The 11,893-nt window shown below is 50.2% G+C and carries 16 protein-coding genes and 2 pseudogenes; 3 read left to right on the forward strand and 15 right to left on the reverse strand.

What is annotated here, in order from left to right; translation table 11 throughout:
• Positions 1–9: 9 nt before the first annotated feature.
• The 15 genes and pseudogenes from E0E20_RS14665 to E0E20_RS12340 all read right to left on the reverse strand — a co-directional run bounded on the left by E0E20_RS14665 (position 10) and on the right by E0E20_RS12340 (position 9,333).
• Positions 10–288: a DUF6472 family protein gene (locus E0E20_RS14665; protein ID WP_334295346.1), complete on the reverse strand. Its 279-nt coding sequence runs from the start codon at positions 286–288 to the stop codon at positions 10–12.
• Positions 289–292: 4 nt separating this feature from the next.
• Positions 293–904, reverse strand: a complete 612-nt coding sequence (locus E0E20_RS12275) for an SOS response-associated peptidase (protein WP_130838481.1) — start codon at positions 902–904, stop codon at positions 293–295.
• Positions 905–933: 29 nt separating this feature from the next.
• On the reverse strand, positions 934–1,248 hold the full coding sequence (locus E0E20_RS12280; protein ID WP_130838482.1) for a DUF3784 domain-containing protein: 315 nt from the start codon (positions 1,246–1,248) through the stop codon (positions 934–936).
• A gap of 36 nt (positions 1,249–1,284) precedes the next feature.
• A complete protein-coding gene (locus tag E0E20_RS12285; RefSeq protein WP_130838483.1) occupies positions 1,285–1,605 on the reverse strand; it encodes a putative quinol monooxygenase in 321 nt (106 codons plus the stop codon).
• 11 nt (positions 1,606–1,616) lie between these two features.
• Positions 1,617–1,913 (reverse strand): annotated as a pseudogene (locus E0E20_RS13965) (nitroreductase family protein); the annotation flags it as partial.
• Positions 1,892–2,503, reverse strand: coding sequence for a nucleotidyl transferase AbiEii/AbiGii toxin family protein (locus E0E20_RS12295; RefSeq protein WP_130838485.1), 612 nt, complete (start codon positions 2,501–2,503; stop codon positions 1,892–1,894). The pseudogene E0E20_RS13965 and the gene E0E20_RS12295, both read right to left, overlap by 22 nt.
• Positions 2,500–3,078 (reverse strand): type IV toxin-antitoxin system AbiEi family antitoxin domain-containing protein, encoded by a 579-nt coding sequence (locus E0E20_RS12300; RefSeq protein WP_130838486.1) that lies wholly within the window; start codon positions 3,076–3,078, stop codon positions 2,500–2,502. The genes E0E20_RS12295 and E0E20_RS12300 overlap by 4 nt, the downstream gene beginning before the upstream one ends.
• A gap of 243 nt (positions 3,079–3,321) precedes the next feature.
• On the reverse strand, positions 3,322–4,743 hold the full coding sequence (locus E0E20_RS12305) for a site-specific integrase (protein WP_130838487.1): 1,422 nt from the start codon (positions 4,741–4,743) through the stop codon (positions 3,322–3,324).
• Positions 4,743–4,961 (reverse strand): helix-turn-helix domain-containing protein, encoded by a 219-nt coding sequence (locus tag E0E20_RS12310; RefSeq protein WP_242622785.1) that lies wholly within the window; start codon positions 4,959–4,961, stop codon positions 4,743–4,745. Before E0E20_RS12310 ends, E0E20_RS12305 begins: the two co-directional genes overlap by 1 nt.
• A 116-nt stretch (positions 4,962–5,077) precedes the next feature.
• Positions 5,078–5,308 (reverse strand): helix-turn-helix domain-containing protein, encoded by a 231-nt coding sequence (locus E0E20_RS12315; protein WP_130838488.1) that lies wholly within the window; start codon positions 5,306–5,308, stop codon positions 5,078–5,080.
• A gap of 3 nt (positions 5,309–5,311) precedes the next feature.
• Positions 5,312–5,710, reverse strand: a complete 399-nt coding sequence (locus E0E20_RS12320; RefSeq protein WP_130838502.1) for a type II toxin-antitoxin system PemK/MazF family toxin — start codon at positions 5,708–5,710, stop codon at positions 5,312–5,314.
• 18 nt (positions 5,711–5,728) lie between these two features.
• Entirely contained in the window at positions 5,729–6,514 is a 786-nt protein-coding gene (locus tag E0E20_RS12325) for a DUF6551 family protein (protein ID WP_330508977.1), read from the reverse strand.
• Positions 6,498–7,544, reverse strand: coding sequence for a hypothetical protein (locus tag E0E20_RS12330; protein ID WP_330508978.1), 1,047 nt, complete (start codon positions 7,542–7,544; stop codon positions 6,498–6,500). Before E0E20_RS12330 ends, E0E20_RS12325 begins: the two co-directional genes overlap by 17 nt.
• 549 nt (positions 7,545–8,093) lie before the next feature.
• Positions 8,094–8,381 carry a helix-turn-helix domain-containing protein gene (locus tag E0E20_RS12335; RefSeq protein WP_165444102.1) on the reverse strand — a complete coding sequence of 96 codons (288 nt, stop codon included), beginning with the start codon at positions 8,379–8,381 and terminating at the stop codon, positions 8,094–8,096.
• A gap of 385 nt (positions 8,382–8,766) precedes the next feature.
• Complete coding sequence (locus tag E0E20_RS12340; RefSeq protein WP_130838492.1) at positions 8,767–9,333, reverse strand: hypothetical protein; 567 nt, start codon at positions 9,331–9,333, stop codon at positions 8,767–8,769.
• A 251-nt stretch (positions 9,334–9,584) separates the two neighbouring features.
• On the opposite strand from E0E20_RS12340, the gene E0E20_RS12345 reads away from it, so the two are divergent.
• The 3 genes and pseudogenes from E0E20_RS12345 to E0E20_RS14300 all read left to right on the forward strand — a co-directional run bounded on the left by E0E20_RS12345 (position 9,585) and on the right by E0E20_RS14300 (position 11,353).
• Positions 9,585–10,007: a helix-turn-helix transcriptional regulator gene (locus E0E20_RS12345; RefSeq protein ID WP_130838493.1), complete on the forward strand. Its 423-nt coding sequence runs from the start codon at positions 9,585–9,587 to the stop codon at positions 10,005–10,007.
• A gap of 53 nt (positions 10,008–10,060) precedes the next feature.
• A complete protein-coding gene (locus E0E20_RS12350; RefSeq protein ID WP_130838494.1) occupies positions 10,061–10,570 on the forward strand; it encodes an ImmA/IrrE family metallo-endopeptidase in 510 nt (169 codons plus the stop codon).
• Positions 10,571–10,891: 321 nt separating this feature from the next.
• Positions 10,892–11,353: pseudogene (locus E0E20_RS14300) on the forward strand (ATP-binding protein).
• The last annotated feature ends 540 nt before the right edge of the window (positions 11,354–11,893 follow it).

Below are 11,893 nucleotides of genomic sequence, written 5' to 3' on the forward strand. Positions count from 1 at the left end.
TGGTTCACGTTAAGCGCAATGACAGACAGCTGAATCGAACTTCGCGTGGAGCTGTCCGGCTTCGTACGAATCAGTCCCAGTCCATCGCTGTGCTTTGCTGCTGCGAAGGATCTTTCCATCTCGATCATCCTCATGGCGGTAGTATGGGCACTGCCGATAATGCCCCTGGACCAGACGGGCATAATTGTATTCGTCCATGTTGACCGTGCAGTACCAGTCGTCGTCATCTTCATCATAAACATAATAATTACAATCTTCGCAGTTCATTGCATGTATCTCCATCTGCATTTCGTCATGGCTTCACTGCCTTCTCAAACATCATATCCGTCAGCGCATAGGGAAGCAGTTCCTCCGGCTTTACATCCGGGCGGATCCATTCATTTATCAGATTCTCCGGCATGATGAGCGGCATACGGTCGTGGATGAAACGAATCTGATCACCGGGTTCACGGGTCAGAACCACAAAATGAGGCAAGCCGTCCTCGATCCGGTACAGGCCGCATAGCCAGGTTACGGAAGACCCCTGAGGCTGGATCATATACTTGTCACCGGTATATTTCTTACCGTCATTTCCGATCCGATGCTCCCACTCGAAATACCAAGACGCAGGAACTATACACCTGTGCCTCGCCCAGTCTTCACGAAAAGTCGGCTTCTCCGCCGCCGTCTCGGATCGTGCATTCATGAGAATCGATTTACCGGCATATCCCCATTTCATCGGATAGACGGCACGACTGCCGGTGCGGTTCGGGGCAATCACCGGTACTACATCTGTCGGGCGGATCTCACCGTACTCCTTAACCGCTGTGGTGTTCTGCCATTTCCTTACGAGAGGAGAACGTCTCATCTCCTCTACAATCGGACGGAGCTCCGGGGATTCCTCCGTCCAGTAACGTGCACACATATACCATCATCTCCTCGGACAATCGGTCATTATCGATTGTACTTAGCTCCTGCAAAAATCAGCATTGCCAAACCGGCTGCAAAACAAACAGCGAAACAAAGAAAACTGTACGCTGAGTCCGTGATGGCTAAAATTGCAGCAGTTATCAGTAAACCAATCCCCATCACGATAAGTCCTGTCCCGGACAGTTTGCAGAAAGCCGGCCTGTCTTCTGCAGAAACCTTATCAACATGATAATCATGCATCAAAGAGAGCTTTTCCTTCTTCCAAATCAACCATCCCAAAACAGTTAGAAGGACTCCCACTCCTCCGGTTATTATGACTCCGATTATTTTACCTGTCATGCTGACGGTCTCCTTTACAATCCGCGATTGCCGTATTCACTTCCTGATAAAAGACTCGTCCTGCGGTGCGTTATCGCTCACGAATCGTTCCACTTTCATACGCAGATCGTACTTCTCCCGCAGAGCAGCGATCGTTCCCATCATAGGGCTTGCGTGGTGCACATCAATCGCCGCCTGATCCCTCCAGCTGTCGATCAGCAGAACCGTTTCTGGATCATTCATCGGAAAGAAGTATTCATAGCGCAGATTGCCATTCTCAGCACGTATCCGGTCTGCTGTACCGGAGGACTCCATTTCCTCTGCAAATTTCCGTGCATTTCCGTTTGTTCCTGTGTAATACAAATTCACTGTGATCATAGCAGCGCTCCTCATCTGCATTTATGCCCGGAGGCTGCTTCAAAATTGTACTTGATAATCCCCAGATCAATTTTTGTCGTAACCCCTCTGCCTGCGGTGATCACCGGCTCCTCCCCGTCCAGGGAAATGCGGAATTTCTGCTGGTTCAGGGCTGTCGGGGCCATCGTAGCCGCCTTCACGCCATTCTTAAACCAGACTGGCATGTCCGCTTCCGATACGCTACAGAGCTTTGCCAGCGGCTTTGATTTATGTTTAACACCATCAGTCTCTCCGTATCCGATCGCAATCACGCAGACGATTTTTTCGCCGGATTCTTTGTCTGCTCTGCACTTACCACGGTCGTAGGTTCCGCCGACCCAACATGTTTTTCTGCAATTAGTGAATCAAGAGAATATGCGTACATTTTGGCTGGCACATCATCCAGGAGCGTAGGATAGTCCATTTCCACTCTTTCCGGATAGATGATGTCTCCAAATCCTATGTCTATGCTGACCGGAATTCGGGTACGGTCGAGGAAGGCCAGGATGGATACATTCAGTCCATGGTATTCCTTAAACTCAGTGATATTTGAAACTTGAAGTGAATCCAGCTTAAAAACGATCGGATCATCACATTCTATGCTGAAAACTTCTGTAAATACTGCTTTCATGTTGTCAGCTTCGTTGCTGATCCTTGCACCGAGAAGATCGATATCTGTTGTAGCCCGTGTGAAATCTTCCGTATACAGACCATATAGCAGGATACCGCCTTTCAACGTAAACTTGTCCCTGTAGTTTGAAACAGAGAGCCGATACAAGGTTCTCTCAAGTACATAAACGGTAAATATGTCCTGAACGATACGGTCGTTCTTCTTCGCATAGTTCTTCAAACGTTCCTTCACCGATGTGGCGTTCCTCATAGTAGGGCCTCCAAATACTGTTTTATCATTGTCTCGACCTGAAGGCGTTTCGCATATGTGATCAGTCGATTAATGTTTCTATCCGACCGTTGCACATATCGTTTCAGCACTTCCATTGCGGGCTCAAACCCCAGCTTGTTACGATGATAAATTACATCACAGACCGTTTTTTCTCTATCATAGATGCGGAAGGAATTACTGCCCTCCTTAACGTCTACAATACCAAGACTATATCGTGGCTCTGCCATACGATAGAATTTCATTGCCGACCAGTCTGGCGAGTCGGGGATCCTTACATTTCTTGGTATTGCTACCTCGATCTGATTCGGTCGTTCGTTTGATAGCTCATGATACACCGCCGCGCTGATCAGACAGATAACGCCCTGTTCCGCATACGCCGTTACTGCATAAAGATCATTGATCTCTCCAGTGTAATGGGCATTTTCATACCACTTACGATTGACGCCGATCAGATCACCGGCGTTCACCATCTGCCGGATCTTATAATTCGAATATCCCGCCTCATGGAGCTCTTGAGAAGATATAAACTGCTTCTCAACTGGGAAAGACATCATTCTGTCACCTCCTCAGTCATGATTTTATCGAATGGCTCCAACTTTGTAAAGATGGAGTCATTCGGTAAAATTAGCAAAGGTGAATGCTTTTGTGTTGTAACCGATGCTGCATTATAAGTCAGATCTTTTCACCGAATGGAAGCGAAAAAAGAGGGCAGATACCCACAGTCTATCCTGTGAGCATCCGCCCTATGGGATGGAAATGTTATTCCATCCAGTTCTTACGGCATATGTAAACACGCCTCATAAGTTCTTCGCCAGCGTTTTCAACAGTTGCGCCATCTCCGGCTTCTGCAGCATCCGCATCAGCATGGCTGCATCCGTCTCGCTTGCGGCATGGCTCTCTGACGCGCCATCCGCCGTCTTGCCATCCAAAGCATCTGCATTTGCCGGTGCAGCAACACCAGTCTCCTGCTTTTTCTGACCGGAATAAAAGGCTTCCTCCATCCTCTGTGCATTCAGGCAGCGGTCGTCATCAATGATATGCGAATATACATCCGCCACCATCTTCAACTGCGCGTGTCCGGAGTCGCCCTGGACAGACTTCATATCACCACCGTTCAGCTTCAACTTGTAGGTGATGCTGGTATGGCGGAGACTGTGGAAAACCACTTTTGGAAGATCATTTTTTCTGATCAGGTCATTAAACAGACGCGTGAGCGTGGATGCTTCCATTGGTCTGCCATTCGTGGAAGTAAAAACCAGATCGTAATCCGTATATTCTTCGCCGAACAACTGCCTGATCTCATCCTGATCCTCCTTATGCTTTGCCAGCATCTGTGCCACACTCTTCGGAAGAAAGATCTTGCGGACACTGGTCTTGGTCTTCGGTTCCTTCAAAACCAGCATCGTGTTCATTCCGCGGATCGCCATAGGGAATTTCAGGATCACGCCCTTTTCTCCCAACGCTTCCATTGCATCCCGGCGAACTCTCTGCAGTTCCTTATTGATATAGATATACGCCTGTCCGGCTTCAATGCTGGTCTGAGAAATATCCACACAATCCCAGGTCAGCCCCAGCAGTTCTCCCATGCGAAGTGTGCAGGAGAAAGCCAGATTCATGGCCAGCAGCAGATTGTCATCTTCACAGAGATCCATCGCCTTAAACAGAATATCCGCTGTCCAGATATCCCTTGGCACATGTTCTTCTTTCGGAAGTGTTGCGTGCTCAACCGGATTCCGACTCATCAGTTCCCATTTAACCGCCTGGTTAAAAGCATTGCGAAGGAGCTTATGGATCTCCCTGACAAGATGCGGGGAGACAAATTCATTCCGGGGTTTTACGTATTTCGTTGCTACAGATCTCACGGAAAGCAGATCCCGATAAAACTGATCCATCATACGCGACGTCACATCCTCCAGTTTCACATCTCCGATAATCGGAGATATGTAATTGGAGATCAATGCCTGTCGGCTCTCATACGTTGATATCGCCCAGGTATTCAGCCCGTAGATATCCATATATTCCGACAGCAGTTCATCAACCGTCTTCGTCGTGGGAACTATAAATTCATGATTGTCCTGCTTGAACTCTATCTCCAGCTTCCGTTTTTTCGCCTCCGTCATCGTGCTGAAGGTTTCCCATTTCTGCCGCTCCTTCCCATGCTCGTCGGTATAGCGGTAAGCGACAGAGAACTTCTTTCGTCTTTTGATAATCGATGCCATTAGCTTTTCTCCTTGTCACTCTGCAGATCTGTCACCTTTTTGTAATGCGTCTGACCCTGACACCAGTCCTCGAAGCTGTCCACCAGTACCCGCATCTTCCCGGCAACCAGGATCGTTTCAAAATAATGTTTCTTGATCAGCCAGTAGGAGTTTGTTTTCCCCAGCCCCAGCATTCGTCCCATTTCTCTGACCGACATGCTCTTTTTCTTCATCAGCATCACGTCCTTTCATTTTCTTTGGTCAGCGCTTAACCTTGCCATCATTTTATCGAACGCCCGCCAAATATTTAAGGATGTCGTCAGATCCAAAACAGTCCAACGACATCCTTGACAAATCAGAACTGTGCATCCAGCCATTCATCGAAGCTTCTCTTGGAAATACGGATGTGCCCGCCTATTCTGACACTATGAAACAGATTTTTCTTTACAAGCCCGTATGCCGTCGGTCTGCTGATCTCCAGGATGTCTTGTATTTCATCTACCGTGTACGTGCGCTTATCTATGATGTCCCCACTGTCCATCTGTTCTATACCTTTATTCAGCTCAGCTATTTTTTCTTCAAACATGCGTTATTCCTCCTCTTCTGATAAGCCCATCTTAAATTTTCCCGGGATCCGGATCATTCCAAGGCTTACTTTGATCGCATGGTTGATCTCTCTCATATTCTCTGCCGGGACCTTCCCCAGATATTCCAATACCCGGCATTTGTCGATCGTTCTGATCTGTTCCAGCTGCACCACGGATGCCATCTTCAGCCTGCCGACCGGCGGCAGGGGATAGTGCGTCGGCTGTCCCTTCTTTTTCTCCTGCGAAGTGATCGTAGCTACGATGATCGTAGAACTGTGCAGGTTCCCGGTATTGTTCTGCAGGACCAGCACAGGGCGTTTCCCGCCCTGCTCTGATCCCTTGAACGGATTCAGGTTGGCAAGGTAGAGATCCCCCCGCCGGTAGACCCAGTCTGCTCTCATTCCCACCTTCTTCCTCCGTCAGAACTTCATCGGCAGGGCTGCCTTCTTGCTGGAGCCGTTGTAAATCAGAAGCACCTGATAGGTATACTTCTTAAAGCCCGGCAGATTGGATGCCATCGCCTTGCCCTCCCGGTAGATGACCAGCGGGTCTACCCGGCGGCAGCGCCGGATCAGTCTTGCCCGGTCATACTCCCCATAATAGAGATCCACGAACCGGAGCATGCCCTGCACCGTCTCCGCACGGAGCGAATCCGGATCACCATCCCAGGCCTCCAGGATAAGGGAAAGCGCTTCTTTGTACCGCTCGGCACCCACCTTATGGAATTCCCGGAAAGCCGTCGCGATGCAGGCAAGCCGCTTCTTTCCGCGCTGCTGCCCGTAGTCCAGCCGCAGCCCGATGCTCTCCGTTGCCCGAAAGAACGCCGTCGCTTCCGGATCTCCGGCAAAGATCAATGCCCGTATCTTCGCTCCGGCTGTCAGAGTGGCCGATGCCCCCGTCTGCTGTGCAAAGAGCAGGGCCTCATCCGCTTCGGTCAGACCGTAGTAAACCTTGCACCGGATCGGGAGATCCCGGCCCTTGTTCCGGTGCTTTCTGGCAGCAATGGTATGCTGGCCGTCAAACACATAGTAGTGTCCGTTCCGGCAGCTCAACTTTGGTTCATTGGCGATCCGCTCATCAAACTCCGCTGCGATCTTATGTACCCGCACCGTATTCAGCTCCCTCTGGTATGCCTCCCTCGGCACTTCCAGCTGTCTGCTGTTTAATGTGATCTCTCTATAAGTCAGTTCATCCATCTTCATCATCCGGCTCCTTTCGTATTTTGCTCAGATAGGCAATTCCTTCTCCGGCAAGTGCTTTCACCTGCCTGTGGTATTTCTTCTTCCGATAGATCTCTTCATATGTGGCAAAGCAGAGATCCCAGCGATCCGTCAGCATGTGCAGAGCATCCTGCAGCTCATACAGCATGTCCTCTGCCGTCCCCCTGCCATCCGATGTCAGCATATCCTCGGATATGGCCTGTATGGCCTGCAGCTCCTCGGCCTTTGTGCGGTGGACGTCACCTGCCATAGGTCGGAGGGTATCTTCCTTGCCCGTTCCTTCATCCGCCTCTCCTGCCCGGGCAGTTGCGCCGCCGCGGTCCTGATCCGGCTCCGGATCCGGCTCCGGATCAGGACCGGTTTTTGGCCGTTTCATCTTTGAGGCAGGAGAAGGATCCTGCAATTCCCTGGTCAGTTTCTTCCTCTGCTCAGGCCCTGCCTTCCCGATGGCTCGAACGGCCTGATCGCTTCCTTTCAGCTTCCCGGACAGGATCTCGTCTTTTATGCCGGGAGATACTTCCTCTGCCATGTCAACGCCGCGGGCAAATTCTTCTGCACGGCGGACAAACCGTTCACTGGCCCCCACCTCTTTGGCGATCCTCTGGCTGGTCTTTTCCGGGGCAGGTTGGTGGTCATTTTGTCCACTAACCTTTTCCGAAAACTGATTCCTTCCTGTGATATTGGGAATGGAAGCCTTCTCTGCTTCATACTGCTTCCCGATCAGGTATTTCCTTTGTTCCGGGGTCAGGTTCCGCCGACCCAGCTGATTCTTGCAGATCCATGCAATGACAGCGTACCGGTCCGGAAATTCCTTCTCGTAGATCTGATACGGGATCTCCGGATGTTCCTGTACGATGCGGTATCGGTTATGTCCGTCTACGATCACGCCATTCCATATGATCAGGGGATTGATGATATTTCCCTCCTCCAGGATGTTCTCTTCCAGCTGCCGGTATTCCTCATCGGTCAGCGGAGGGATCTTTCCGGCAAACTCCGGATCGATCTTCAATTCCAAACGCACCTCCTTGCTGCCTGCAGCATTCCAAACAAAACCGCAGGCTACCGTATGGAAAGATGGGCCTCTGTCCGAAAGTATCCGGCAGATGCCCATCGCTCATTTACCTATGCTCGTCCTCCTATTTGTCCACGACGCCCCGGAGGACCGGGCAGACGCCCGATGGGAAATTCATCCGGCGGCAGAGCTGCTTCTCTGCCCTCATGGGAGTCTCACCCCTCCGCGGTTCTCGCCGAGCCGCCCAAAGGCGGAAGTATCATTGTCTCCTTCTTCCTCTCATCGCCCCCGCCGGGTACAGTCCCGGCATTTGTCGTGGGTCTTTGTCGCTCCGAAGCAGCAAGCGCTCTTACTTAAAACGCTTTCTGCTTCCTCATGGCGGATCCCGCGCAGGCTCCTTAAAGAAGGAATGTGCCAGATGAAATGGATATTCAGTTGTCAAAGAACACAGGAACCACTTCCGCGGCTCTAAAGCAAGTGTAATTAGATCGCTCTGCTCTTTTTAGCGCCTGGCAGGACCGGTCACCGACCCTCCTGCGACCGGTCCTCCATTCACAGCTTCTCCGTGAGCTGCATCAGCCTTCCTATCACGTCTTTGAGCTCCGCTTTCACCGGACCGCCAGGTCCCCTTCTTCCCAAAAGCAACTCGTCCAGGCTGACCTCAAAATACTGTGCGATCTCGATGTACAGTTCGATCGAAGCGCTCCTGTTCCCCGCTTCCAGCTTGCGAAGATGCGTGTCGCTGATATGTAGATCCGAGGCCATAGCCTCCTGTGTCATCCCTTTGCTTTTCCGAAGTTCCCTGATCCTGGCTCCACAGGATCTCCTATCAAATGTCATCTTTTTTCCTCCGATCTGAAATGCTGTAAATGGCAACCATTCAGAATCGGGGGCGACCGGCCAGGCCTGTGTCGGATCGGTGCGGTCTTTGCACAAACGATCACGTCCCGGCATATAGCGGTTTTCGGTGCAATATGGCTCTTTCCCCGCATATGCGCTGCCTCCCTTTCTCCTGTAAAAAGGCGAAATGTCCAGGATCTGGAACTGCCGGAAGCAGCGGCAACCGCATATTGGAGTACAAAAAAAGCCCCATGACCTTTTTTAAGGCCATAGGGCTTCATGTCTTTTACTATTCAATTGATACGCCGCGGCTCATCCAGCATAAACAGTTTAGCGGATGGATCGTCGGACTTTTCGTAGGGATCTCAGCGGACTTTTGTCGGAACTATGTCGGACAGCTCCATGCACGGTCGGTTTCTTTTTTCAGCTCTTGGAGATGATTTTTCATTCCCGGGATCATGCCTCCCCACAAGGCGATCCCAAAGATCATGACCGCTTCCTTCTTTTTATCGTAAAACCGGCTGCGCTCCAGATGCAGAAGCTCCAGCATCTCCGACTCCGTATACTTCCACCGGGTCAGGTAGCTCTTGGACAGGATCTCAAAATACTGATCGCCTCCATCCGGAAATTCCTTGACCCGCAGCATTGCACTCTCCACCAGTTCCAGCATCCAACGAGTTTCAAAAAGGATCTTGATGCGCGCCTCGAAATGCTCCCGCTCTTTGTCCGGTGCAAACGTCTCCAGATAGACCAGCGCTCTGTCCAGATCTGTGCCATAACAGTAATCCACATCTTCTGCAACGCAGTTCGCACTCCCCAGTACGGACCAGCAGACACGTCGGTAGATCCCCAGCAGCATCCGCGCTTTTTCATACAATTCCTGCTCCTGTATTCCCTGCAATCTGCACATGGAATGGATCGCGTTCCATGCGCCTGTCGTCTTCCTGCTCATTGCCCCACGGCCTCCTTTCCCACTGCGCAGCTGTCTGACAGGATATGTTATTCTGCAGCGGAAAGGGGAACAGACTTTTCCATTCGCCCGATAGCGATGCATTAAGAGGTCTTTGCCGTTTTCCTTGACCTGCTGTGCAGCTCATTGTATAATAAGTGCAATTAAAATACACCTTAAATTATATGCAGCTTAACTGCACTTGTCAAGAAGAATATGTATCTTAACATCACAATCACCGGAGGAATTTCAACATGACATTTGGAGAAAAGATAAAAGAAGCAAGGACGCACCATAATCTGTCACAGGTCGAGCTTGCAGAAAAAGTCGGAAAATCCCGTCGCACTGTGATCGACTGGGAAAACGGGAAGGCGCTCCCCAGAACCAGAAAGGTCTATGAGGCGCTGGCCAAGGTTCTGGACGTCTCCGTCCCTTATCTTCTGACGGACGAGGAAGCGTTTATCTTATCCGCAGAAGAGCAGTTTGGCTATCGGGGGAAAAAAGATGCCCGTCAGCTTGTTTCCGAACTGACGGGACTGTTTGCCGGAGGAAAAATGGCGGAAGAAGATATGGATGCCCTCATGTTTGCGATCCAGCAGGCCTATGTGGATGCCAAACGAAACAATAAAAAATATACGCCGAAGAAATATCAAAAGCATACAGACAGCCCGGATTAAAAGAGCAGTCAGCCTAGAGATCGACATTTCTCCAGACAAAGGGAGGTGATGTGATGCATCTTAACAACACCGATCACATTATCCGGACAGCTGACCGGCTCCTTCACAGAACGGGAAGCCGCGATCCGGAAATTATTGCAGAGGAACTGAATATCCGGATCTATGGCGTCCCCTTCCAAAAACAGAAAGGGGTCTACAAGATCCTGAAAAGAAACCGCTGCATTTTTGTGAAAGAAGATCTCGAAGAACCTATGCGGCAGATCGTCCTGCTGCACGAGATCGGCCATGACCAGCTTCACCGGAGGCAGGCATCTCTTTTCCAGGAATTTAACCTCTTTGATATGAACCGCAATATCATGGAGTACGAAGCCAACCTCTTTGCCGCGCAGATCATGCTGCCGGATGAAGAAGTCATCGACTATATCTACCAGGGATACAGCGTCTGTCAGATCGCCGGCGTGATGAACTCAGACATTAACCTTGTCGCCCTGAAGGCGGCAGACCTCTCCCGGCGTGGGTACTCATTCCGGATCTTGGAGCACAACAATACATTTCTTCAATAACCGGATATTTTCAGGCGATAGATTTAAAAGGACGCCATACTGTAAACTGAGATCTACAGTATGGCATCTCTTTCACAGAGCAACTCTACTACAGGCTAGATCTGCTTGTGTTCGTTGCTGTTGTAGAGTTTGCTACGTGGTTCCTCGGCCAGCAATTTCAGCCGTCTTTTTCTGCTCTAGGATGATCTATTGTTTTTCCGGTGATCTGGCTGAACCGGAAGCCGCATGGGTATTCCGGGCTCCGGATACCAGCGATCCGCAAATGGATACCGACAAACCGGAGCATGATACTGGACAGTTTGACACACTCGATCCGCCTATTTGTACTTTCTGTCCGCCAATGATACCGACCCGACATATACCGGTGCAGGGAAGACTTATCTCTCCTGTGCCATTGGCAAGGAGTTCTGCCGGAGGCTCCATAAAACACGCTATGTTCGTATGCCGAAACTGCTGGTGGAGTTCGATCTGGCGACGCAGACCGGTGTAGGCATCAGCAAACTGGTCAAGCGGTACAGCACCTACCACATGCTCATCATTGACGAATAGCTCGTGGAGATCCCGTCGGAGATGGAAGTAAAATACCTTCTGGAGATCTTTGAGATCCGCTACGATCTTCACTCTACTATCTTCTGCACACAGTACAAGCAGTCCGAGTGGCATCCCCGCCTCGGCGGCGACGTCATGGCTGGCGCGATCATGGACCGGATCGTTCATAACGCCGACACTGTTGATCTAGGCAAGGTTAATATGAGAGAACTCTTAGCGCGTAGATCCGACTGACGCCGGAAGGACCGGGATACCTTCAGTATCCAGCCGCGGATCAACAGTATCATTGTTGCGGAACAATGGTACCTCTTCCGCGGTACCCCGGTCTTTTCAGACTGGAATATTCACTATTCACCTGAACGAAACTCGAAGGAATATCTCGCAAATTCTTACAGGCTTTGGTATCAATTTTGATGTACTCCAGCAACCTCTTTTCTAAACTCATAATATTTCCAAAATCTTTGAATGCTAACAAGCTATTGACTTCATCTACTATTAATCTTGAATTCCCGGGTGTAATTTTTAACTACACTTATTAACTTGTAACCATAGGCCTCTTCTTTAAAAGACCGAAGATCCCAGAAGATCAAGCAATTCTCAGCTTTGCAGGTTCTTTGAAAATCGATCTGATGTATGATGTAGTTATAACACTGTAACCTCAAATTTTACGTAATAGGTCGACTCCGAGCGTGTCCAGCACGTTCTTTGTCTTCTTCTGGATTGCGGAAACTTTGATTCCCTGTTTGTCTCCGTTGTCCACACGGTAGATGTTCT

The sequence above is a fragment of the Lachnoclostridium sp. Marseille-P6806 genome (assembly GCF_900625025.1).
Taxonomy (GTDB): Bacteria; Bacillota; Clostridia; order Lachnospirales; family Lachnospiraceae; genus CAG-791.

Excerpts from the sequence above, each read along its gene's own strand:
- E0E20_RS14665 (WP_334295346.1), bottom strand. The coding sequence starts at position 288 with ATGCAGATGGAGATACATGCAATGAACTGCGAAGATTGTAATTATTAT.
- E0E20_RS12275 (WP_130838481.1), bottom strand. The coding sequence starts at position 904 with ATGTGTGCACGTTACTGGACGGAGGAATCCCCGGAGCTCCGTCCGATT.
- E0E20_RS12280 (WP_130838482.1), bottom strand. The coding sequence starts at position 1,248 with ATGACAGGTAAAATAATCGGAGTCATAATAACCGGAGGAGTGGGAGTC.
- E0E20_RS12285 (WP_130838483.1), bottom strand. The coding sequence starts at position 1,605 with ATGATCACAGTGAATTTGTATTACACAGGAACAAACGGAAATGCACGG.
- E0E20_RS12295 (WP_130838485.1), bottom strand. The coding sequence starts at position 2,503 with ATGAGGAACGCCACATCGGTGAAGGAACGTTTGAAGAACTATGCGAAG.
- E0E20_RS12300 (WP_130838486.1), bottom strand. The coding sequence starts at position 3,078 with ATGATGTCTTTCCCAGTTGAGAAGCAGTTTATATCTTCTCAAGAGCTC.
- E0E20_RS12305 (WP_130838487.1), bottom strand. The coding sequence starts at position 4,743 with ATGGCATCGATTATCAAAAGACGAAAGAAGTTCTCTGTCGCTTACCGC.
- E0E20_RS12310 (WP_242622785.1), bottom strand. The coding sequence starts at position 4,961 with ATGCTGATGAAGAAAAAGAGCATGTCGGTCAGAGAAATGGGACGAATG.
- E0E20_RS12315 (WP_130838488.1), bottom strand. The coding sequence starts at position 5,308 with ATGTTTGAAGAAAAAATAGCTGAGCTGAATAAAGGTATAGAACAGATG.
- E0E20_RS12320 (WP_130838502.1), bottom strand. The coding sequence starts at position 5,710 with ATGAGAGCAGACTGGGTCTACCGGCGGGGGGATCTCTACCTTGCCAAC.
- E0E20_RS12325 (WP_330508977.1), bottom strand. The coding sequence starts at position 6,514 with ATGATGAAGATGGATGAACTGACTTATAGAGAGATCACATTAAACAGC.
- E0E20_RS12335 (WP_165444102.1), bottom strand. The coding sequence starts at position 8,381 with ATGACATTTGATAGGAGATCCTGTGGAGCCAGGATCAGGGAACTTCGG.
- E0E20_RS12340 (WP_130838492.1), bottom strand. The coding sequence starts at position 9,333 with ATGAGCAGGAAGACGACAGGCGCATGGAACGCGATCCATTCCATGTGC.
- E0E20_RS12345 (WP_130838493.1), top strand. The coding sequence starts at position 9,585 with ATGACATTTGGAGAAAAGATAAAAGAAGCAAGGACGCACCATAATCTG.
- E0E20_RS12350 (WP_130838494.1), top strand. The coding sequence starts at position 10,061 with ATGCATCTTAACAACACCGATCACATTATCCGGACAGCTGACCGGCTC.